This is a genomic window from Nonomuraea sp. NPDC050202 (assembly GCF_040656115.1).
Taxonomy (GTDB): domain Bacteria; phylum Actinomycetota; class Actinomycetes; order Streptosporangiales; family Streptosporangiaceae; genus Nonomuraea.
This window is the reverse complement of the sequence record NZ_JBFALF010000001.1, coordinates 52,577-71,897: the sequence shown is the minus strand read 5'-3', so window position 1 is coordinate 71,897 and position 19,321 is coordinate 52,577. Positions and strand designations below refer to the sequence as shown.

29 protein-coding genes are annotated in these 19,321 nt (G+C 71.2%); 25 read left to right on the top strand and 4 right to left on the bottom strand.

The window, feature by feature from the left end; genetic code table 11:
* The first annotated feature begins 4 nt into the window (after positions 1–4).
* The 25 genes from AB0I79_RS00370 (at position 5) to AB0I79_RS00250 (ending at position 17,713) form a co-directional block, all read left to right on the top strand.
* Complete coding sequence (locus AB0I79_RS00370) at positions 5–412, top strand: hypothetical protein (RefSeq protein WP_357865332.1); 408 nt, start codon at positions 5–7, stop codon at positions 410–412.
* Between the two features lies 1 nt (position 413).
* Positions 414–698 (top strand): hypothetical protein, encoded by a 285-nt coding sequence (locus AB0I79_RS00365; RefSeq protein ID WP_357865330.1) that lies wholly within the window; start codon positions 414–416, stop codon positions 696–698.
* A 7-nt stretch (positions 699–705) separates the two neighbouring features.
* Positions 706–834 carry a hypothetical protein gene (locus AB0I79_RS00360; RefSeq protein ID WP_357865328.1) on the top strand — a complete coding sequence of 43 codons (129 nt, stop codon included), beginning with the start codon at positions 706–708 and terminating at the stop codon, positions 832–834.
* Positions 834–1,226: a hypothetical protein gene (locus tag AB0I79_RS00355; protein ID WP_357865326.1), complete on the top strand. Its 393-nt coding sequence runs from the start codon at positions 834–836 to the stop codon at positions 1,224–1,226. The genes AB0I79_RS00360 and AB0I79_RS00355 overlap by 1 nt, the downstream gene beginning before the upstream one ends.
* 14 nt (positions 1,227–1,240) lie before the next feature.
* Positions 1,241–2,566, top strand: coding sequence for a hypothetical protein (locus tag AB0I79_RS00350; RefSeq protein WP_357865323.1), 1,326 nt, complete (start codon positions 1,241–1,243; stop codon positions 2,564–2,566).
* A 13-nt stretch (positions 2,567–2,579) separates the two neighbouring features.
* Positions 2,580–3,578 carry a hypothetical protein gene (locus AB0I79_RS00345; protein WP_357865320.1) on the top strand — a complete coding sequence of 333 codons (999 nt, stop codon included), beginning with the start codon at positions 2,580–2,582 and terminating at the stop codon, positions 3,576–3,578.
* Positions 3,575–4,018 (top strand): hypothetical protein, encoded by a 444-nt coding sequence (locus AB0I79_RS00340; protein ID WP_357865317.1) that lies wholly within the window; start codon positions 3,575–3,577, stop codon positions 4,016–4,018. The genes AB0I79_RS00345 and AB0I79_RS00340 overlap by 4 nt, the downstream gene beginning before the upstream one ends.
* Entirely contained in the window at positions 4,018–4,443 is a 426-nt protein-coding gene (locus tag AB0I79_RS00335) for an HK97 gp10 family phage protein (protein WP_357865315.1), read from the top strand. Before AB0I79_RS00340 ends, AB0I79_RS00335 begins: the two co-directional genes overlap by 1 nt.
* 13 nt (positions 4,444–4,456) lie before the next feature.
* Entirely contained in the window at positions 4,457–4,963 is a 507-nt protein-coding gene (locus tag AB0I79_RS00330; RefSeq protein ID WP_357865313.1) for a hypothetical protein, read from the top strand.
* A 14-nt stretch (positions 4,964–4,977) separates the two neighbouring features.
* Complete coding sequence (locus AB0I79_RS00325) at positions 4,978–5,316, top strand: hypothetical protein (protein WP_357865310.1); 339 nt, start codon at positions 4,978–4,980, stop codon at positions 5,314–5,316.
* The gene (locus AB0I79_RS00320) at positions 5,317–5,799 is read left to right on the top strand and encodes a hypothetical protein (RefSeq protein WP_357865307.1); all 483 of its coding nucleotides are present in this window, start codon (positions 5,317–5,319) and stop codon (positions 5,797–5,799) included.
* A gap of 24 nt (positions 5,800–5,823) precedes the next feature.
* Entirely contained in the window at positions 5,824–6,225 is a 402-nt protein-coding gene (locus AB0I79_RS00315; RefSeq protein WP_357865305.1) for a hypothetical protein, read from the top strand.
* A gap of 14 nt (positions 6,226–6,239) precedes the next feature.
* Complete coding sequence (locus AB0I79_RS00310) at positions 6,240–6,488, top strand: hypothetical protein (RefSeq protein ID WP_357865302.1); 249 nt, start codon at positions 6,240–6,242, stop codon at positions 6,486–6,488.
* The gene (locus AB0I79_RS00305) at positions 6,472–9,762 is read left to right on the top strand and encodes a hypothetical protein (RefSeq protein ID WP_357865300.1); all 3,291 of its coding nucleotides are present in this window, start codon (positions 6,472–6,474) and stop codon (positions 9,760–9,762) included. The genes AB0I79_RS00310 and AB0I79_RS00305 overlap by 17 nt, the downstream gene beginning before the upstream one ends.
* Positions 9,763–12,213 (top strand): hypothetical protein, encoded by a 2,451-nt coding sequence (locus AB0I79_RS00300; protein WP_357865297.1) that lies wholly within the window; start codon positions 9,763–9,765, stop codon positions 12,211–12,213.
* On the top strand, positions 12,213–12,734 hold the full coding sequence (locus AB0I79_RS00295; protein WP_357865295.1) for a hypothetical protein: 522 nt from the start codon (positions 12,213–12,215) through the stop codon (positions 12,732–12,734). The genes AB0I79_RS00300 and AB0I79_RS00295 overlap by 1 nt, the downstream gene beginning before the upstream one ends.
* Positions 12,735–12,736: 2 nt before the next feature.
* Entirely contained in the window at positions 12,737–13,255 is a 519-nt protein-coding gene (locus tag AB0I79_RS00290; protein WP_357865292.1) for a hypothetical protein, read from the top strand.
* On the top strand, positions 13,255–13,776 hold the full coding sequence (locus tag AB0I79_RS00285) for a hypothetical protein (RefSeq protein ID WP_357865289.1): 522 nt from the start codon (positions 13,255–13,257) through the stop codon (positions 13,774–13,776). Before AB0I79_RS00290 ends, AB0I79_RS00285 begins: the two co-directional genes overlap by 1 nt.
* Before the next feature lie 11 nt (positions 13,777–13,787).
* Positions 13,788–14,192, top strand: coding sequence for a hypothetical protein (locus AB0I79_RS00280; protein ID WP_357865287.1), 405 nt, complete (start codon positions 13,788–13,790; stop codon positions 14,190–14,192).
* 75 nt (positions 14,193–14,267) lie between these two features.
* Positions 14,268–14,591: a hypothetical protein gene (locus AB0I79_RS00275; protein ID WP_357865284.1), complete on the top strand. Its 324-nt coding sequence runs from the start codon at positions 14,268–14,270 to the stop codon at positions 14,589–14,591.
* A complete protein-coding gene (locus AB0I79_RS00270) occupies positions 14,588–15,133 on the top strand; it encodes a hypothetical protein (protein WP_357865281.1) in 546 nt (181 codons plus the stop codon). Before AB0I79_RS00275 ends, AB0I79_RS00270 begins: the two co-directional genes overlap by 4 nt.
* 11 nt (positions 15,134–15,144) lie before the next feature.
* Entirely contained in the window at positions 15,145–15,621 is a 477-nt protein-coding gene (locus AB0I79_RS00265; RefSeq protein ID WP_357865278.1) for a hypothetical protein, read from the top strand.
* The gene (locus AB0I79_RS00260) at positions 15,618–16,598 is read left to right on the top strand and encodes a peptidoglycan recognition family protein (RefSeq protein WP_357865276.1); all 981 of its coding nucleotides are present in this window, start codon (positions 15,618–15,620) and stop codon (positions 16,596–16,598) included. Before AB0I79_RS00265 ends, AB0I79_RS00260 begins: the two co-directional genes overlap by 4 nt.
* An 82-nt stretch (positions 16,599–16,680) precedes the next feature.
* Positions 16,681–17,280, top strand: a complete 600-nt coding sequence (locus AB0I79_RS00255; protein ID WP_357865273.1) for a lamin tail domain-containing protein — start codon at positions 16,681–16,683, stop codon at positions 17,278–17,280.
* Between the two features lie 10 nt (positions 17,281–17,290).
* On the top strand, positions 17,291–17,713 hold the full coding sequence (locus AB0I79_RS00250; RefSeq protein WP_357865272.1) for a hypothetical protein: 423 nt from the start codon (positions 17,291–17,293) through the stop codon (positions 17,711–17,713).
* Between the two features lie 155 nt (positions 17,714–17,868).
* On the opposite strand, the gene AB0I79_RS00245 is transcribed toward AB0I79_RS00250, so the two are convergent.
* The 4 genes from AB0I79_RS00245 to AB0I79_RS00230 all read right to left on the bottom strand — a co-directional run bounded on the left by AB0I79_RS00245 (position 17,869) and on the right by AB0I79_RS00230 (position 19,298).
* The gene (locus AB0I79_RS00245; protein WP_357865269.1) at positions 17,869–18,015 is read right to left on the bottom strand and encodes a hypothetical protein; all 147 of its coding nucleotides are present in this window, start codon (positions 18,013–18,015) and stop codon (positions 17,869–17,871) included.
* 140 nt (positions 18,016–18,155) lie between these two features.
* Entirely contained in the window at positions 18,156–18,359 is a 204-nt protein-coding gene (locus AB0I79_RS00240) for a hypothetical protein (RefSeq protein ID WP_357865266.1), read from the bottom strand.
* A gap of 34 nt (positions 18,360–18,393) precedes the next feature.
* Positions 18,394–18,762 (bottom strand): hypothetical protein, encoded by a 369-nt coding sequence (locus AB0I79_RS00235; RefSeq protein WP_357865263.1) that lies wholly within the window; start codon positions 18,760–18,762, stop codon positions 18,394–18,396.
* A 224-nt stretch (positions 18,763–18,986) separates the two neighbouring features.
* Complete coding sequence (locus AB0I79_RS00230) at positions 18,987–19,298, bottom strand: hypothetical protein (RefSeq protein WP_357865261.1); 312 nt, start codon at positions 19,296–19,298, stop codon at positions 18,987–18,989.
* Positions 19,299–19,321: the final 23 nt, after the last annotated feature.

Below are 19,321 nucleotides of genomic sequence, written 5' to 3'. Positions count from 1 at the left end.
TCAGATGAAGGTTTCGGAGCTGCGCGGCGATCACGTGTTCAGCATCCCGGTCGCCGGCCAGGCGACCGGGGGCACGGCGGACGAGTTCGTCGCCCTGGTCGCCCCGTTCAACATGACCATCACTGCGGTGAAGTGGGTGCCGACTGCGGCGATCACCGCGAACGGCACCAACTACTTCACGCTGACGCTCAGGAACCGCGGCCAGGCCGGTGCCGGTACGGCGCTGGCGGCGCAGCGGTCGTACGCGTCCGGCAACAGCAGCGCGTTCGTCGGCGAGAACATGGCCCTGTCCGCCACGGCGGCCGACCTGAACGCGGCGGCTGGGGACGTGCTCACCGTCGAGAAGCTCACCACCGGCACCGGCCTGGCCATGCCGGACGGCACCGTGCAGATCTTCGCCCGGGGCAACTGACGTGGGCGGTCTGGCCCACGCGATCCCGCTGACGGGGTCGGATCAGATCGTCGCCGCCGGCGCGGCGGTGCTGGTCGGCTACACGGTCAGAGAGACTGCCGGGGCGGCCGCGGTGGTGCGCATCTACGACCACGAGGCTGCGGCGTCGGGCACGATCCTGGCCGCGGTCGCGCTGGCGGCGAACGAGTCGGTGGACGTGATGTACCCGCGCCCCGCCAGGGCCGTTCGCGGCGTCTTCGTGGACGTCGTGTCCGGTGCCGTCGAGGGCAGCGTGCGGATCGGGTGAGGTGCACATGAGCGACGTGACGCTGGGCCTGGTCATCACGGCGGAGGCCGAAGTGGTCAAGGCCGGGCCGCCTGCCGACGCGGGCGAGCTCGACGAGCATGTCGAGGACGTCGAGCGGCAGGACGGTGAGGAGTAGTGGCCGTCGGACTGCACGCCGCCAACCTGGCCAACGGCTGGCTCAACCTGCTGCGCAACGTCGCATTCACGGCGAAGACGAACGTGTTCGTCAAGCTGCACACCGGCGACCCGGGCAGCGCGGGCACCGCGAACGCGAGCTCGGTGATGTCCCGGCCGGAGGTGACGTTCGCGGCGGCGTCGGGCGGGTCGATGGCGTCGAGTAACACGCCGTCGTGGTCGAACTGGGCAGGCGTGAACGGCGAGGTCGTCAGCCACATCTCCGTGTGGGATTCGGCCACAACCGGGAATTTCCTGTTCTCGGTGGCGCTGGCCTCCTCCAAGACGGTCAACACGGGCGACACCTTGAATTTGACCTCGCTGACGGTGGCGTTGACCCCGATCGCGGCATGACGTAGGGGCTGGCCGTGGCCCTGCCGTCGTTCGTTGCCGCAGGCGCCTATCTGGAGGGCTCGGCGGCCAACGCGCCGGTCGCGATCCCGTCCGGCACGGCGGCGGGCAGGGTCGCGGTCGTGAGCATGTTCATCGACGGGGCGGCCGTCACGGTAACGCCAGCGCCGGGGTTCCAGGCGGCGGAGGGGTCGCCGTCGCAGATCGCGGCGGGTTCGGGCGCTCACAGCCTGCACGTCTTCTGGAAGCGTCTGAGCGGCTCCGAGGCGGGCACGTGGACGTTCTCGTGGGGGACGTCCCGCTACCGTGAGGCGATCGCTTGCCTGTACGACGACGTGGTGGCGTCGGGCGTCCCGTTCGACAGCCCGACGGACACGGCTCAGGATCTGGGTAACTCGACGGCCACGCCGCCGGTCGACGTCACCACGGCGGGCGCGGACAGGCGGCTGGTCTGGGCGGCCACGAACTGGGGCGGCGGCACGTGGACGATCCCGCCGTCCCCGGCCGGGTTCGTCAAGCGCGCTCAGGGCGGAGCCGGAGTCTTCACCGTTTGCGACGCACCGTTCGCGGCGGCCGGGTCCACTGGCGACGTGATCGGCACTTGCACTGGCAACGACAAGCGCTGCGTCTGGCTGGGCGCGCTGATCGGCACCACGTCCGCCGGGGCCACGCACGAGGCGCAGGCGGCCTCGTCCACCACCGCCACCCTGGCGGGCACGGCGGCGGCGACGAAGCCGTCACCGGCGGACGCCGCGGTCACGACTTCGACGTCGGCCGGGACGGCGGCGACCAAGCCCGTCTCAGCCTCCGCGGCGGCGTCCGCCACACTCGCCGCCGTGGCGTCCGTGACGAAGCCCGCGACCGGCGCAGGATCGTTCACAGCGGCGCTGGCCGCGGACTCGGTTGCGTCCAAGCCTGTCGCGGCCTCGCTGCAGATCGCGGCGAGCCTGGCCGCGGACCTGGCGGCGTCGAGCCTGCAAGAGGCACAGGCCACGGCGATCGCCACGGCCGCGCTGGCAGCGGCCGGCCACGTCGACCACCTGGGCGCGGCTGCGATGGCCGCGACCGCCGCGCTATCCGGCGCAGGCGAGGCCGTACGCCCGGCCAGCGCGGCCGTCCTGACGTCGGCGGCCCTCTCGGCGGAGGCGGCGCTCGTCAAGCCGGTGCACGGGCTGCTGGCGGCGGCCATGACCGCGTCGGCGCAGAGCGCGGGCCCGGGCGACGAGCAGATCGGCGGGATGTTCGGCACGGGCGCGGGCCTGCTGCCGGGAGTGGAGTCGTCGGCCCGAGCACAGGTCGGCGTGGACGCATCGATGACGGTGCGGTCAGGTCCGGACTGGTGAGGAGGTGCGTGGGGTGACGACGACGCGGGTGCTGCGCAGCGCCCCGGCCACGCTGGAGCGGAGGTTCTACCTGGGTGAGGAGCCGCAGGAATCGTCCACCACCGTGACGGTGACAGTGACGGACGCGAACGGCGCCGACGTCGCGTCCGGCGACGCCACGCCAGCGGGGACGGGCTACACGTTCGTGCTGCCCGGCCAGGCGCAGCTCGGCTCGTTGACCGCGACCTGGTCCGCCACGATCGCCGGGACCGCGGTGGAGGTGGCCGACTTGGTGGAGGTGGCGGGCGGCTTCTACTTCACCCTCGCCGACGGCCGAGCCTCCGACCCGAGCCTGAAGGACACCGTCAAGTACCCGACTGCACGCCTGGCCGCGGTGCGGCAGGAGGTGGAGGAGGAGTGTGAGGGGATCACGCAGCGGGCGTGGGTGCCCCGCTACCGGCGGGTGCTGCTGGACGGCACGGGAACGCCCGACATGGTGCTGCCGGACGGCGGCGACGAGTGGCGGGCTGGGATCCGGCTGCGCGGTGTGCGTGCTGTCCGCTCGGCGAGCGTGGCCCCGCGCACGGGGCAGCCGCCGGTGGCGTTGTCGGCGGGAGAGCTGGCCGCGCTGGCGGTGATGCGGGACGGCACGCTGCGACGCACCGACGGCCGGGTGTGGACGGAAGGTGTCGGCAACGTCGTTCTGGAGTACGAGTACGGCTCTGACGCTCCGCCCGCGGACCTGCGGAGTGCGGCGCTGCTGCGGTTCCGGTGGCTGGCCACGAAGCCGCACAGTGGCATCCCGGACCGGGCGACGTCGTTCTCGGCCGCTGAGGGTGGCGTGTACGAGCTAGCCACGGCGGGCGCGGACCGGACGGGAATCCCCGAGGTGGACGCCGCGTACCTGCGTTACGGCCGTGGCGGCGGGTCGGGAGGCGGGGACGGCGCCGACGGTGACCGGCCGACGCCGGCGTCCCGGCCGCTGAACTTCGACCCGTCCTGGAACAGCCTCTTCCACGGCGGGCCACGATGATCGCGCGGCAGACGCGCGCCGCGGCGGTGAAGCAGGCGCTGCTGGCCCGGCTCGCCGAGGCCCTCGCTGGGCTGCCCGCGACCGCCCAGGTGCAGGCGTCGTACGCGTTCCCGGGCGACGTCGAGCGGGAGTCCGTCTACCTCGGGTCGTCGCGGTTCGCCCGGCAGCGGCTGGGGCCAGGCTTCGACGAGGAGACGCTCACCGTCAACGTGCACGTCTACGTGCGGCACCCGGGCGGCGCCGTGGAGGAGACCGACGCCCGCGCGGCGGAGATCGGCGGCGTGCTGGAGGGGGCGCTCGCCGCCGACCGGGAGCTGCGCGGCGTGGACGGCGTCATGTTCTCCAGCGTCGAGTCGGGTGAGCTCGACGGCGGGTTCGAGGACGACGCCGCCGTCTCGCTGCTCGACTACGCGCTCACGTTTCGGGCGGCGGTCCGCTGATGGCCCGCACCTCCACGGACGAGCTGCGGCGGCTGATCCGCGACCTGAACGGCCTGCCCGCCGACATGCGGCGGGAACTCCGCCCGGCGATGCGGAAGGCGGGCGAACACGGCCTCGTGCGGGCGCGGGCCAAGGCCGCCTACTCCCAGCGCATCCCGCCCGCGATCCGGCTGTCCACCTCCTTCAGCGCACGCCGTCCAGGCGTAACGCTCGTCGGCGACCTGCGCAAGGCGCCGCACATCCGGGCGCTGGAGAACCTTGGCCAGCCGGGCACGTTCCGCCACCCGGTGCCGCGCGCGCGGCGGTGGGTGAACCAGCGGGCCCGGCCGTCCATGTGGCCGGCGGCGCAGGAGGCGATGGCGCAGATCGACGCGGACATCGGGGCGGCCGTCGAGGTGGCGGCCCGCAAGCACGGCTTCAAATGATCGGAAGGGACCGATGGCATTCAGCTTGCAGGGGTATCTGGAGCTCGCCGCCGAGCTCACGTCACCGCTCGACCTGTCCACCCCGTCGTCGCAGCTGCGCCTGTCGCAGCAGATGAACTTCGCGCAGGGCGCGGGCGCGAACCAGGCCGACATGATCTGGCATGACAAGCGCACCATCGCCGCGTCCGCGACCGACTCGCTGGACCTGGCGGGCGGGTTGGCCGGCCCGTTCGCTGGCGCCAACCTGACGTTCGCCCGGATCAAGTTCCTGTTCGTCCGCGCGGCAGCCGCCAACACCAACAACGTCAACGTCACCCGGCCAGCGTCCAACGGAGTGCCGTGGGCGCTGGCGGCTGGCGACGGCTTCCCGGTCAAGCCGGGCGGCGCCTTCTTCTGGTACGACCCGACCGCGGCCGGGGTGGCGGTCACCGGCGGCACCGGCGACCTGATCGACATGGTGAACAGCGCCGCCGGCACGCCCGTCACGTACGACGTGGTCATCGTCGGCGCGGCCTCGTAGGAAGGGTGGACGCGATGGCTGATCTGGACATGGTGGAGATGACCCACCCGGACGTCGAGGGCACCGTGTCGGTGCCGCGTTCGGCGTTCGAGCACCATCACGTGCGCGCGGGCTGGCGTCTGGCCGACCCTCCCGACAGGCGGGAGGAGGTCCGGCAGGTTCTCCTGGCGGCCGGCGTGGAGCGCGCGGAGGCGGACCGGGTGGTGGCCGCGGCGTACCCGCCTGAGGATCCTCCGACGGACGAGAAGTCCTCCGACGGGGCCCCGGCCGACGCCGGGGCTTCGTCGTCACCGGACACCGACGACCAGCCGCCGCGGCGTCGGCGGGCCAGCAGCAAGGAGGAGGGCGAGTAGATGCCTGCCACGCCGATCGCGACGTTCACGCCGTACTACACCCGCGAGAACATCAAGTGGATCGTGGTGGCCACCGTCGGCAACAAGGCGGCGGTCACCCGGGCTGAGATCAACTCGGGCACGGACATCACGGAGATTGTCAACGACTGGGACGGCTGGGAGACCTCCAGCAACTTCGTGGACATCCCGAACCCGAACCGCCGCTTCACGCCGAAGATCCCCGGTAGCAAGGAGGCGGCCGACTCCAGCCTGACCACCTACCTGAACCGGGCCGGGGTGGACGCCCGGCAGCTTCTGCCGGAGCTGGCCACGGGCTTCATGCTGCGCATGGACGCGCAGGACGTGGCCGGGCGGCTGATGGACGTGTTCCCGTACACCGTCGCCAGTCACAGCAAGCCGTTCGACATGGACGGTGCGGCGATGGTCGTCATCAGCTTCGCAATCACGGACGAGCCCGCGCAGAACGTCGTCATCCCGGCATAGCGCGCATCCCAGTAAGGAGCACCCGTGGATCTGATCTCGAAGGACGCCCTGTGGCAGGTGCGCTGCCCGGAGGAGGATGTGGAGCTGCGCCACCCGGACGGGAGCCTGCTCGGCAGGATGCGGCTGCGCGGCCTGACCGGTGAGCAGGTGAACGAGTGGCAGGACCAGGTGATCGAACAGCGCGGCAACCGGCGCACCCAGTCCAAGCACACCATGGCCCTGCTCATCGTCCGCTCCGCGATCACGGAGGAGGGCCTGCCGTACTTCGAGCCGCGCGACGTGCTGCGCGTCTCCCAGATGCCCGCCTACATCCTCACCCAGCTCACCCCGGTCGCGATGCGCCTGTCCGGCCTGGCGGAGGAGGACGTGAAGGAGCTGGTCGAGGATTTCGGCGACGACCCGAGCGCCAACGGTACTTCCGGCTAGCGCTCGCGTTCGGCATGCCGGTCGAGCAGATGCTGCGCCGGATCAGCGCCCGCGAACTCGCCGAGTGGGAGGCGTACGAGCACCTGTACGGCCCGGTCAGCGTTGAGGCGCGTGTGGACCGGGCCGCTGCGGTGATCGCGGCCCAGCTCGCGAACACGTTCCGCGGCAAGGACACCCGGCCGTTCGAGGTGAAGCACTTCATGCCGCGCTGGGATGTGCGGCCGCTCGACGGAGAGGAGGCTGCGGGTGGCGCTGCTCCGTAACCTGCGGATCGTCCTCGGGATCGACCTCAACGAGTCCGGGCTGAAGAAGGCCGATCGGGCGCTGCGCGACATCGACAAGCGGCTCGGCTCGGTCGGCCGGAAGGCCGCGATGGGCGCCGGCCTGACGGCGCTGGCCGGGTCCGCCACCGCGCTGACCGCCGCCCTGCTGCCCGCGGCCGGCGCGGTGGCGGCGATGCCGGGGGCGCTGGCCGCCGGCCAGGCCGCGGCGGCCACCTTCAAGGTTGGTGTGCTCGGCATGGGCGAGGCCATGACTGCGGTGGCGGAGGGCGACGCCGCGGCGCTGGAGGAGTCGCTGGCCAAGCTGTCCCCAAGCGCGCGGGCGTTCGTCAAGTCGGCGGCCGGGCTGAAGGGCGCCTTCGACCCGATCCAGCGGGCGGTGCAGCAGCGCATGTTCGCCGGGCTGGACCGCGAGATGACGCCGGTGGCCAACAACCTGCTCCCCGAGATCAAGACGGGCATGCTCGGTGTGGCGTCCGGCTTCAACCTGGGCGCCCGGGAGGCGCTGGCGTTCGGGAAGACGCCGATGGCGCGGGGCGCGGCCAACAAGGTGTTCGCCAGCAGTTCCCGCATCATGACGCAGCTCGGCGGCGCCGTACGGCCGGCGCTGGCCGGTGTCACGTCCCTGACGGTGGCGAGCCTGCCGCTCGCCGAGCGGATGGCGTCGTGGGCTGTCAACGGAGTGAAGGCCGCGAGCGCCTTCCTGACGTCCGAGCGCGGCGCGGCCATGCTCGACCGCACGGTGGACCGTGCCGGGGACACGCTTGCCCAGCTTGGCCGGATCGGCCTCAACATCGGGCGGGTCGTGGTGTCCGCGTTCGGGCAGATGGACTCCTCCGGTGACGGGGTGCTCGACACGGTCGAGCGGCTGACCGCGCAGGCGGCCAAGTGGGCCGGCTCCGTCGAGGGGCAGCGCAAGATGGCCGAGATGTTCGCCCTGCTCCGGGATGTGGCCGCCGATGTGGGGGCTGTTCTGCCGCTCGTGGCTGGCCCGCTCGGACTGGTAGCCGACCTTCTCACGTCTCTGCCTGGCCCGATCCGGGACGTGGTGACACAGGGGCTGGCGCTGGCGCTCATCATCGGCCCGCTGGCGGGCAAGCTCGGTGGCGTCGCGTCCGCCGGTCTGCATGTCGCCTCGGGTGTGCAGCGGATGCGGGAGTCGGTGGCGGCGGCGGGCGGCCCGATGGCGGTGCTCGGCACGGCGGCGACCAAGACGCGGACCGCGCTCGGCGCCGCGGCGGGTCTGCTGACCGGCCCGTGGGGGCTCGCCCTGGCCGCGGGCGCGACCGCGCTCGGGTTCTTCGCCACCCGCAACAACCAGGCCGAAGCCCAGGTGGAGGAGCTGACGCGGGCGCTCCAGGAGAACAAGGGCGTGCTCGACGAGCGGGCCATCGCCACGGTGAAGGACGCGCTGCAGACGTCGGGCGCATACAAGGCGGCGGAACGGCTCGGCATCGCGGTGCGGGACGTGACCGACGCGGCCCTCGGGTACGCCCCGGCGCAGGAGCGGGTGAACGCCGTCGTCCAGCGCAACATCCTCGACACGAACACGGCCGGCGACGCCGCCATGGCCATGTCGGTCATCTCGGACGAGAACTCGAACGCGGCCCGGAAGCTGCGGGACGCCCTGTCGGGGCAGAACGAGGTGCTGGGCGACTCGCGGGAGCGGTACCGGCAGATGACGGCCGCGTCGGGCGGCGTGGTGGAGTCGTCGGCGCGGGTGGCCTCCGGCATGGACGGGGTGGGCCGGTCGGCGGACAAGGCGTCGGCCGAGGTGGGTGAGCTGAATGTGCGGCTGGGCCGCTTCCGGTCGCTGACGGCGGACGCGGACACGGCCGCGCTCGACTTCCGCGACAAGATCGACGACCTGACGGGGTCGTTCAAGCGGAACGGCGCCGCGCTGGACAGCCGCACCGGCAAGTTCAACGTGAACACGAAGGCGGGCCGCGACAACCAGCGCGCTGTCATCGACCTCATCAGGGCGGCCGTGGACCACGCCGACAAGCTGGTGAAGGAAGGCCGTTCGGCTGATACGGCGAATCGGGCGCTGCAGCGGCACATCGACAAGCTGCGTAGCGTGCTCCGCCAGTCGGGCCTGTCCCGGGCGGAGATCGACAGGCTGATCCGCCGCTACGTGACCATGCCGGGCGAGATCAACGCGGCGACCGGCCGGATCAAGAACAAGACGGTGACGATCAGGGTCAACGCCGACGGCACCGTGAGCCTGCCGGGCGGCGTCAAGGCGTCCCTGTGGGCCACCGGCGGCGTGCTGCCCGGCTTCACCCCGGGCAGGGACGTGCACACCTTCGTCAGCCCGACCGGCGGCGTCCTGGGCCTGTCCGGCGGTGAGGCCGTGATGCGGCCGGAGTGGACGCGGGCGGTCGGCTCCCGGACGGTCGAGGAGATGAACGCCGCTGCCCGCCGCGGCGGCGTCCCGGCGGTCAAGCGGATGCTCGCGGGTGGTGTCGGCCCGCAGAGGATGGGCGGCGAGGGCGCGTTCTTCGCCGACGGCGGCATCATCTCCAAGCACTCGTTCCACGACTTCGGCAAGATCCCGGGCGCGATGGCCCGCTACAACCGCAAGGTGGGCGAGGTCGCGTGGGCGGCAGCCCAGAAGATCACGAAGAAGCTGAACGAGGTGAGCCTGGGCGGGCCCGGCGTGCAGAAGGCGGCGAAGTGGGCGCGGGCGCAGGCAGGCAAGCCGTACATCTGGGGCGGCGTCGGCCCGCGCGGCTACGACTGCTCGGGCGCCTGGTCTGCGCTGACGAACGTGATCCAAGGCCGGTACCCGCACCGACGCCTGTTCACCACGCACAGCTTCGGCTCCCGCTCCGGGCCCGGCGGCTACGTCCGCAACCGCAAGTCGGCGGTGCGGGTCGGCGTGACGGACGCGGGTGTCGGGCACATGGCGGGCACGATCGGCCGGCTCAACTTCGAGTCGCGCGGCTCCCGCGGCGTCGTCATCGGCGGCGCCGCGCGGGGCGCCGACAACGGCCTGTTCAGCAGGCGGTACGGCCTGGCCAAGTTCGACAACGGCGGCGTGTGGGAGCCCGGCACGTTCGGGTTCAACGGGCTGCGCGAGCCGGAGTACGTGTTCACCAAGCAGCAGATGCAGCAAGGATCCCGGCTCGCGGAGGTGCACATCCACGCCACGATCAACGTGCCGACCTCCTACCACAAGGGCGCGGTCGCGCGGGAGCTGCACGAGCTGCTGACCGACTACCAGCGCGGCTCCGGCGCGAGGTTCCCGAAGTAGATGGCCGAGCCGCTCTACCCGCAGATCGTCGTCGAGTGCATGTTCACCGATCCGACGTGGACGGACATCTCGCCGTGGCTGCGCGGGGTGAGCGTGCAGCGCGGCGCCCGCCGCGCCGATTCGCCGCTGGTCCGCTACGACCCCGGCACCGCAGAGATCATCCTGGACAACCGGGACCGGCGCTTCGACCCGACGCACCTGTCCGGCCCGTACGTCGAAGGGGCGTCCTCCGATTCCGGTGTTCTGCAGTTCACCTGCCAGGTCTCCCAGGACTTCGGCCAGGGCTGGACGATCGACATCAAGAGCGCCACCGGCCAGCAGGCGGAGATCGTCAACGTCAGCTCGAAGGCGACCGGCACCACTGGCTCGTCCACCATCGCCAAACCGGCCGGCACGCTGTCAGGCCACCGCCTGCTGCTCATCCACTTCGCCGACATCGGAGCGGTCGCCGACATCGGCAACCCGACCGGCGGGGCGTCCTGGGGTAGCCCGATCGCGAGCCGATCGGAGGGTGACGGCACCTTGTCGGCGAAGGTGTGGGCCAAGACGGCGGGCGGCTCCGAACCGGCCACGTACGGGATCAGCCAGAACTCCGGCGCCGACGGTGTCGCGTTCGTCGTGGCCGTGCGCAACTGGGACACGTCCTCCTTCGAGATCGTCGCCTCGCAGTCGAACCCGGGCGCGAAGGTGATGAACACCCCGGCGACGACGCCGCACGCCGCCAACGACCTGGAAATCCGGGTCGCGGCCGGGGCGTGGGGCGACGCGTCCGGCGCGACGTGGACGCCGCCGCAGGTGGAGGGCTGGCAGGAGCGCGCCGACACCCAGTCGGGCGGCTTCACGACGGCCAGCCTGGCGGCCAAGCAGTTGACCAGTGTGGGCGGCGGCTCAGCGACCCGGGTCAAGCCGATGCGGCCGATCCGCGTGCGGGCGTCGCTGCCGTTCACGCCGACCACGAACCTGGTCCAGAATCCCAGCTTCGAGCAGGGTCTGACCGGGTGGGCAGGCGCGGCCACCACCGCCGTCGCGCGAGTCCCCGACGTGTCCCGGTTCGGCGGCTACGCGCTCGAACTGCGCCGCCTTGCCGGGAACCCACCGTTCAACCTCTACTCGGCGACGGCGTCCGGCGTGGCCGGTGGGGCGACGACCGGCGAGACCGTCACGATCAGCGCCTACGTCTACATCCCGGCCGCGTCGTTCCCGAAGATCGAAGGCGTGGTGATCGGCGCGGACGGCGTCAGCTTCGAGTTCGTTCCCACGATCGGCCTGGCCGCGGAGAGCTGGTTCCGGGTGTCCCGCACCGCCACGCTCACGGCACCGCTGGACAACATCCAAATCCAGGTGTGGACGGACGACACGCACTCCGACGGGCAGGTGGTCGCCTACGTCGACGCCGTGCAGGCGGAGGAGCGCAGCACGGCCAGCCCGTACTGCGACGGCTCTCAGCCGGCCTGCTCGTGGACGGGCACCCCGCACAACTCCTCTTCCACCCGGCCGTCCAGCTTCACGTTCCCGCTGTTTCAGGGCTTTGTGGACGACTGGCTGGTGGACTTCAAGGGCAACTACGACTCCGAGGTGACGGTGCCGTGCACGGACGGCCTGTCGGTGCTGGCCGACAATGACCGTACGGCGGTGGCCGCGGTCGGCGCCGGCGAGGACTCCGGCGCCCGGGTGGAGCGCATCCTCGACTCCATCGACTGGCCGGCTGCCGACCGGGACATCGCGGTCGGCAACTCCACCCTGCAGGCCACCACGCTGGAGGGCAACGGCCTCGCGGAGTTGCAGCTCGTGGCCGACACGGAGATCGGCGAGCTGTACCAGGACGCGGGCGGCAAGGTGGTGTTCCGCAACCGGCAGGCCCTGCTCACGGAGGACCGCAGCATCACGCCGCAGGCCCGGTTCGGCTCCGGCGGCGCCGCGGCCGGGCGGCTGCCCTACCACCACGTCGACATCGCCTACACCCGCCAGCAGATGGCGAACGTGGTGCGCGCCACCCGGGCCGGCGGGGTCGAGCAGACGGCCAGTGACCAGGACAGCATCGACGAGTATCGGACCCGCACGTTCGAGCCGGGCAGCGAGTTGCTCATGCAGACCGACGCAGAAGCGCAGTCGTGGGCGTCGTGGCTGCTGTACCTGGCCAAGGAGCCGGAGCTGCGGTTCAACGAGATGCTCATCATCTCCGAGGACGACCCGGAGACGCTGTTCCCACAGATCCTCGCCCGCGAGATCGGCGACCGCATCATCGGGGAGCGGCGGCCCGTCGGCGCGACCGAGGACATCGTGCGGGAGGTGTTCATCCGCGGCATCGAGCACACCATGCGCGGCGACCCGAAGAACCAGCCGCGCTGGGAGACCAAGTGGGTGCTGCAGTCGGCTGACAAGGTGGGCAGCTTCCTGACGCTCGGCCACCCCGTCCTGGGCGTGATCGGCGAGAACGGGCTAGCGTACTGATGTCGTTCCGCCAGTTCACCGATGGTGAGGTGCTGTTCGCGGCCGACGTGATGAAGTACTTCGTGCAGCAGGTGCACGCCCGCAAGCTGGCTGACGAGACGGTCACCAACTCCAACGTCTTCAACAGCGACGACCACCTGTTCGTGCCGGTGCTCGCCTCGACGAGGTACTGGGTCGAATTCTTCCTCATCTACGACGCGCCGCAGGCCGCGGACATCAAGATGCAGTGGCTGGTCCCGGCCGGCTCGACGTTCCGGTGGACGCACGGCGGCCTCCACACCGACGCCACCACCACGATCGACCGGGTGTCGCGCTTCTACCGCGACCAGACCCTCGTGGGCACCGCGGCGGGTGGCTCGGCGGGCGGCGGCACCAACACGATCGTCCCGGGCGAGGGCTGGCTGGACGTCGCCGGCACCGCCGGGAACCTGCAGTTGCAGTGGTCGCAGGTGAACGCGAACGCGACCGGCACGATCGTGCGCACCAACTCGCTGCTGATCGCACAGAGGCTGACGGAGTAGCGATGCCCGTCAAGGTGTTCTCCGACGGTGACCGGCCGACCGCGGCCGACTTTAACCGGCATTTCATGCAGCAGGTGCACGCGCTGAAGACGGCGGACGAGTCGGTCGTGTCGTCCACCACCATGCAGGACGATGACCACCTGTTCGTGCCGGTGGACGCGAACACTGTCTACTGGGTGACCGCGCTGATCCTCTACTCGGCTTCGACGGCGGGCGACCTGAAAATCGGCTGGTCCGGGCCGGGCGGCACATCGTTCGAGTGGGTGAGCGACGGGTTCGGCAGCGCATCCTCGGCCTCCGGCGTGGACACGGTGTCGCGCTCCTATCAGACGCTCGGCAACACGCCGGCGCCGGGCGGGAACGGCACCGGCGTGATCGTGTCCTGCATCCCGCGCGGTGTGCTCATCACCGGCGGCAGCGCGGGCACGTTCCGGTTCCGGTTCGCGCAGCTGGCCTCCGACCCGGGCGCGACCACGGTGCGCGCCGAATCCATCCTGATTCTGAGGCGGTTGACCGACTGATGCCGATCAAAACGTTCGGCTCCGGAGAGGTGCCGGACGCGGCCGACCTGAACCGGTACCCGCTGCAGCAGGCGTTCCGGCTGAAAACCGCCGACGAGTCCGTGGCGTCGAGCACGACCTTGCAGGACGACAACCACCTGTTCCTGTCGGTGGCCGCGAACACCGAGTACTGGGTGCAGGCCCACCTCATCTACGAGGGCGCCGCGAACCCGTCCGGCGACCTGCAGCTGGGCTGGTCCTTCCCGTCCGGATCGACGTGGACGTGGGTGTCGGACGCGCTCGGCTCCGGCGTGACCGGCTCGACGGACATCATCTCCCGCACCCGGCAGGTCGGCTCCGGTTCGAGCTCGCCGGGCACCGTCGGCGCCGGCATCCTCGTCATCGCGGTCCCGAAGGGCGTGCTGCGGGTCGGCTCGAACAGCGGCTTCCTGCGGCTGAGGTGGGCCCAGCTCGCCAGCACGGCCACGCCGACGATCGTCAAGACCGGGTCGCTGCTGACGATCCGGCGTCTCACCACGTAGGAGGCCGCACCGTGCCCGACAAGCTGGCCCTGCCCGGCCGGAGGTCCGCCCGCCCCGGCACACCGGATGAGGTGGTCGCGAACGTGCTGCGAGTCGGCGGCCAGGCCAGTGCCCGCCCGCGTCGGCTGTTTCGGCGGGGCCGCCCGGTGGACGTCGGCAGGCAGGCCGACGTGGAGGCGCTGGCCGACGCGCTCGCCGCGGAGAAGGCGGTGCTGGGCCACATCTACAAGCACGGCTTCCCGGCGGCCACGCCGTACGAGGAGGCGATGGACACCGCGCTGGAGGCGGCCCGCGGCCTGGGGCGGCCGCTCAGCGCCGAGATCGTGCAGACGCCGGAGCATGAGGCGGCGGGCGAGTTCCTGGTGAAGGTGCTGCTGGTGACGGACGGCGTGGAACCGGGAGGGCCCCGTCAGTGATCGTGCCGCCCGCGCGGGTCTGCTCCGCCCTGGGAGCGCGGGCGGCACCCGTTCCCACAACGGCGAGGGGGCGATGTGGCCGATGAACCGACCCTTGGCGAGCTGTGGCGCCGCCTGGACGGGGTGATGGCGATGCTCGCCCAGCTCGTGCAACGCACCGAGTACCTGGCGGATCAGCGATTGTCTGAGCGGCGCTTCGCCGAGTTGGAGCGGGATGTGGAGGAGGTGCGCCGCGCCCTCGACAACGCGGTCATCCGGCTGGAGGCCGCCGACGAGAAGCGCGAGGAGAAGCGCGGCAGCAACCTCCGCCAGATCATCTACTCGGGGCTGCTGCCCACCGTGTTCATCCTGCTCACGATCGCCGTACAGGTGTGGCTCGCGCCCAGGGGCGGCTCATGATGGGCACCCACGTGCGCGCGGTGCGCCGGAACTGGCCGCTGTTCGTCGGCGTGGCCGTCGTGGTCTTGCTCGGCGTCTGGGTGTCCGCCCAGATCAGCGGTTTGGGAGAGCGGGTGCGGCAGGCGGAGGAGGACCGGCAGGTCCTTGTCGAGCAGGTCGAGCGGCTGGGCGGCACCCCGCTGGTTTCGCCCTCGCCTGGCCCGCCCGGGGAGCGCGGCCAGCAGGGCATCCCCGGCCCGCCAGGACCTCAAGGGCAGGCCGGGCCGCAGGGCCGCCCGGGACGTGACGGCGCTCAGGGACTGCCGGGCCCGTCAGGTCCGGCAGGCCCAGTTGGTGCGCCCGGCCCGTCGGGGCCCGCCGGCCCGAGCGGGCCACCCGGTGAACGCGGACCTCAAGGAGAGCAAGGCGAGCGGGGCGAGCAAGGACCGCGGGGCGAGCCTGGCCCGCTACCGGAGTCGTGGACGTTTACCTCGCTCGGCGTCGAGTACGTGTGCCGTCCGGTCGAGAACGGCTCGGCCGACTACCGATGTGAACCGACCTGAGGGAACGATCGATGGGCGACTACGTGTGCAGTCTGCTGGCCAACACGCAGACCATCCCCGCCACCGGCGCTGACTACTACCTGGTGCGCTTCCCGTACGGGACTGAGTCGTACGACCCGCACGGCATGCACAACCCGGCCCAGCCGGACGGCGTGACCTCCGCCTACCCCGACCCGCGGTCCGGCCTGATCTGGCCGGCGCACGACGCCTGGGCTGACCTGTACGCCCTCCTGTACTGGGAGGCCGACGACTACACCGAGCTGCGCGACCGCTTCGTCCGCGACCCGCTGTCGTTGTCCACTGGCTACGACTCGACGTGCACGGAGGACCGGGCGATCACGCCGGGCGGCCAGTACATCGCCAAGAGCTGGGCGATCTGGGTGCACCCGGGAACGCCGATCGGGCTGATGGTGAAGCACAACGCGCCCGCCGGCGTGAAGCTCACCCTCGCCGAGTTCAAGCTCGCCTACCGCAGGGAGACACCTTGACCATCATCGAGTCTCGCGCGTCCTGGGACGCCGCCCGGCCGCGCTCGACGACCTACCTCGGCTCGGCCAAGGGCGTGAAAGCCCACTACACGGGCGGCCGGGCGGATCCGCGCACCCTCGACGACCACGACGCCTGCAGGGCGGCCGTGAAGGGCATCCAGCGCGGCCACATGACCGGCAACGGCTGGTCCGACATCGGCTACAGCATGGTCGTCTGCAACCACGACCGGGCGATGATCGGGCGCGGCCCGCACGTGCTCCCGGCCGCGAACGGGCCCGGCCTGAACTCCGGCCACTACGCGATCCTGCTGCTGGTCGGCACCTCAGGCGTGATCGAACCCACCGACGCGATGAAGCGCGCGTTCCACGCCGCCCGTACGTACCTGCGTGAGCACGGCGGCGCGGGCTCCGAGATCAAGGGGCACAGGGACGGCTACGCCACCTCCTGCCCCGGCGGGGCCACCTACGCGTGGGTGCGCGCCGGCGCCCCGCTGCCATCCGCGCCACCGCCCCCGACCCCCGAAGAACCGGAGGAGAGCATGCCCGAGATCGTGAGCCTGGGCCTGGAGGACGAGGTCGTCGTCCCGCCCGGCGCCGACTTCCAGCCGTGGTGGACCGCCGAGTGGAAGGACTCCGCGGGCTCGCACCCGTCCGGCGGACAGAGCATCGCCCCCAACACCGCCACGTGGGTCGACATCGTGGCGTACGTGGCGCTGCGCGGCCTGGCCCCGGACGAGCCGGTCGAGGTGGCCATCACCCGGCACGCCGCCGACGGCACGCTGCAGAACGTCGCGTGGCCGATCGAACGACCCGCGCTGCTGCGCGCCGACGTCGACGGACGTGTCGAGGTCAACCTGGCCGCCCAGTTCGGCCTCGGGCCGGCCAACCGCGCCCGGGTCAACATCCGGCACGCATCGGCCGGTCAGGTGGTGCTGGAGACCGCGTCGGCGTTCAAGGCGCTGCTGCACCGCTCGTAAGCAACCCTCTCTCGCGTGCCCGGCCTGGTGCCGGGCTTTTTCATGCCGTGCGCGACGGCACCCCCACCCTGAGGAGCACCTCATGCGAACCAGACTGCTCGGCGTCCTGGCCGGGCTCGCCCTCCTGCTCGGAGGGCTTGTGACGCCGGCCGACGCCACGCCCACGACCGCCGCGGTGGTCGTCGCCGGCGAGCTGGAGATCCGGAAGGTCGGCTACAACGCGAACGGCACCGACGTGCCGTCGAACGCGTGGAAGGAGTACATCGACCTCACCAACGTGAGCGGCCACGCGGTCAACGTCGAGGGCTGGTCCACGCAGGACACGTGGGCCGACCGGGAGCACGGCGACAACCCGGAGGCGGTCGACTGCAACACGGCGGTGTTCGCGACCGGGTCGGGCGCCAGCCGGTTCCAGCACCTGACGGCGGACAACCCGGACACCACCGAGGTGGAGACCGACGGCGTGTGGCTCCCCGCGGGTGAGCACATCCGCGTCTACACCGGCGGCTCGGTGGACCGCACTGACAACGCCTGGCACACGATCGCGCTCAACAAGAGCGCGTGCGGCTACAAGAGCCACTACCTCGGCAACGTCGAGGACGCCGTGATCCTGAAGGACGCGAGCGGCGCCACGGTGGCCACGAAGTCCTGGTCGTTCGAGAACGGCTACTACCTGAACTAGGGAGCACCTCATGGCCAACCACGTCACAACCACTCGGACCAGCGAGCTGAGCGGCGAGCCTGCACTGGTCGCCGCCACCGTCGCGGCGGGCCTCCAGCTCGTCACCGCATTCTGGATTCCGTTGCCTGAGGCGGCGGTCGCGGGCATCAACGCCGTCGTGCTGGCCGCGGCGGGCGTGTGGATGGCGGTCGCGACCCGCGCCACAGACAACGGCGGCAGCATCAAAGCGGCCGTACTGGGCCTGCTGCAGGCGGGGGTGTCGCTGGCGGTCACGTTCGGTTGGGACGCGTCTCCGTCGCAGACCGCGACGCTGATGACGTTCGTCGGCCTGCTGCTCGGCTTGTTCGTGCGGCAGACGTCGATCCCGGCGTCGGCGGCGGAGCCGAAGCCGGGCCGCGGCGTGCACGCCGGCAGGGATTTCGACAGCCTGTAAGGCACGCTCAAACCCGAACAACCCCCGCCCACCCAGTTCGGGTGGGCGGGGGTTTTCGCCATGTTCAGGAGGGCCTTGGTGGCCGTATGGTGGTGATCGACGCCTGGGGCGCACCGCACCCCTACCCGAATGCCCGGGTAGGGGTGTTGCCCCGATTACACCTGATCTCGGGGCAGGTCGTACAGGGCTCGCGCCCGCTCGCTCACCTCGTCCGGTACGGGCTCGGTGTCCTCGATGTGGCCCACCAGGGCGGCCCGGAGCCGCGCCCCCGCCACGATCTCGTCACCCTCTTGCTGGTCCATCCGCCCATCCTGCCGGTCGGCGACGGTCGTGCGCAGGGGGTTGCCGCAGGTCAAGATGCGAACACGTGAACGAGAGCGCGTATCCTGGACACCATGACGCCCGGCCGTGGGGAAGCGGCCGGGCGTCGTCGTTCAGCGGGTCACGGGATGATTCCGAACTGCTCGAAGCGTACGAGCGCGTCGTGCGCCTCGTCCTCGTCCATGGCCCCCGTCTCCACGGCGTTGTTGATGTCGTCGTAGATCTGGTTGGTGCAGTCTTCGCACCCCCAGCAGGTGGCCGGGTCCTCGTATCCGTCGATCACCTCGGCCGTGCACGGTTCGGCATGGTTCGGGGTTGTGGTCATCGGCCGTTTTCCTCCTTCAAGCGTCGTCTCGCTGCTATAGGGCTGTGGTCATGGGGCCGTCGGTGCGGAGGCCGAACGTGGTGTCGGCCCACAGCTTGAGCCGCGTCTGCCGTGCCACCTCCTCGGGGGACACGCCGGCGGTGCGGTGGGAGCGGCGCAGGATCTTCTCCACGGTCTCCTCCCACCAGAACGAGTGCAACAGGTAGGCGATGATGCCTTCCAGCCCGGTGGTGACCGCGATGTCGGCTTCGGCGCGGTACTCGGCGTGCCAGTCGCGGCTGCGGGAGAGCTGGTTGTGGTCCTCGTACCAGAGCAAGCCTTCGGCCTTCTCTGCCGCGATCTGATGCGGCATGTGGGCGACGTCGGCCTCGGTGAGCCCCAGCTCGGTGGCCAGGGCCGTCATGCGGTCGAGGGCACGGTCCCGATCGTCATTTCTGTGTGTCCGCTCCAGGCATTGGATGTTCAGCGCTTTCTGAGTTAGTGCCATGAATACACCTCGATCATGTGAGTTGTTTGGGGTGGGTGCCCCGACCGTCGTCCTCCTGACGGCCGGGGCTGATATGTGGGCACCCTCGTGGGGTGTGGGCCGGGCGTGGTCGGCCGCGCCGCACAACCAACGCCCGGAGCTCAGTCGTAGCCGGGGCAGTCGCCAGCCTGCTCGCATGCGGTCTCGCATCGGCCGCATCCGTCGCACAGGCTGGCCTGGCACGACTCCAGGTGTGAACCGCAGGTGGGGCACATCACGCACGAGCCGTACGGGACATCTTCGGCGCAGTCGCACCACAGGGTGACCTCGCCGGCCGGGGAGCATTCGGCGTAGGCGGGGCCGACGAAGGCGCCGATGAACCCGCCCTCGTGCTGGTCGAAGCGGAGGGAGTCGAAGTCCTCGCCGAACTGGGCGCACGTGACGGACAGCGCCTCCACCTGCTCCGGGGTCATGCGGAGCTCCGGAGCTTGCTGCG

Coding starts and splice junctions, on each gene's coding strand:
- AB0I79_RS00370 (WP_357865332.1), top strand. CDS start 5: ATGAAGGTTTCGGAGCTGCGCGGCGATCACGTGTTCAGCATCCCGGTC.
- AB0I79_RS00360 (WP_357865328.1), top strand. CDS start 706: ATGAGCGACGTGACGCTGGGCCTGGTCATCACGGCGGAGGCCGAAGTG.
- AB0I79_RS00340 (WP_357865317.1), top strand. CDS start 3,575: ATGATCGCGCGGCAGACGCGCGCCGCGGCGGTGAAGCAGGCGCTGCTG.
- AB0I79_RS00335 (WP_357865315.1), top strand. CDS start 4,018: ATGGCCCGCACCTCCACGGACGAGCTGCGGCGGCTGATCCGCGACCTG.
- AB0I79_RS00330 (WP_357865313.1), top strand. CDS start 4,457: ATGGCATTCAGCTTGCAGGGGTATCTGGAGCTCGCCGCCGAGCTCACG.
- AB0I79_RS00325 (WP_357865310.1), top strand. CDS start 4,978: ATGGCTGATCTGGACATGGTGGAGATGACCCACCCGGACGTCGAGGGC.
- AB0I79_RS00320 (WP_357865307.1), top strand. CDS start 5,317: ATGCCTGCCACGCCGATCGCGACGTTCACGCCGTACTACACCCGCGAG.
- AB0I79_RS00310 (WP_357865302.1), top strand. CDS start 6,240: ATGCCGGTCGAGCAGATGCTGCGCCGGATCAGCGCCCGCGAACTCGCC.
- AB0I79_RS00300 (WP_357865297.1), top strand. CDS start 9,763: ATGGCCGAGCCGCTCTACCCGCAGATCGTCGTCGAGTGCATGTTCACC.
- AB0I79_RS00295 (WP_357865295.1), top strand. CDS start 12,213: ATGTCGTTCCGCCAGTTCACCGATGGTGAGGTGCTGTTCGCGGCCGAC.
- AB0I79_RS00290 (WP_357865292.1), top strand. CDS start 12,737: ATGCCCGTCAAGGTGTTCTCCGACGGTGACCGGCCGACCGCGGCCGAC.
- AB0I79_RS00285 (WP_357865289.1), top strand. CDS start 13,255: ATGCCGATCAAAACGTTCGGCTCCGGAGAGGTGCCGGACGCGGCCGAC.
- AB0I79_RS00270 (WP_357865281.1), top strand. CDS start 14,588: ATGATGGGCACCCACGTGCGCGCGGTGCGCCGGAACTGGCCGCTGTTC.
- AB0I79_RS00265 (WP_357865278.1), top strand. CDS start 15,145: ATGGGCGACTACGTGTGCAGTCTGCTGGCCAACACGCAGACCATCCCC.
- AB0I79_RS00255 (WP_357865273.1), top strand. CDS start 16,681: ATGCGAACCAGACTGCTCGGCGTCCTGGCCGGGCTCGCCCTCCTGCTC.
- AB0I79_RS00250 (WP_357865272.1), top strand. CDS start 17,291: ATGGCCAACCACGTCACAACCACTCGGACCAGCGAGCTGAGCGGCGAG.
- AB0I79_RS00245 (WP_357865269.1), bottom strand. CDS start 18,015: ATGGACCAGCAAGAGGGTGACGAGATCGTGGCGGGGGCGCGGCTCCGG.
- AB0I79_RS00240 (WP_357865266.1), bottom strand. CDS start 18,359: ATGACCACAACCCCGAACCATGCCGAACCGTGCACGGCCGAGGTGATC.
- AB0I79_RS00235 (WP_357865263.1), bottom strand. CDS start 18,762: ATGACGGCCCTGGCCACCGAGCTGGGGCTCACCGAGGCCGACGTCGCC.
- AB0I79_RS00230 (WP_357865261.1), bottom strand. CDS start 19,298: ATGACCCCGGAGCAGGTGGAGGCGCTGTCCGTCACGTGCGCCCAGTTC.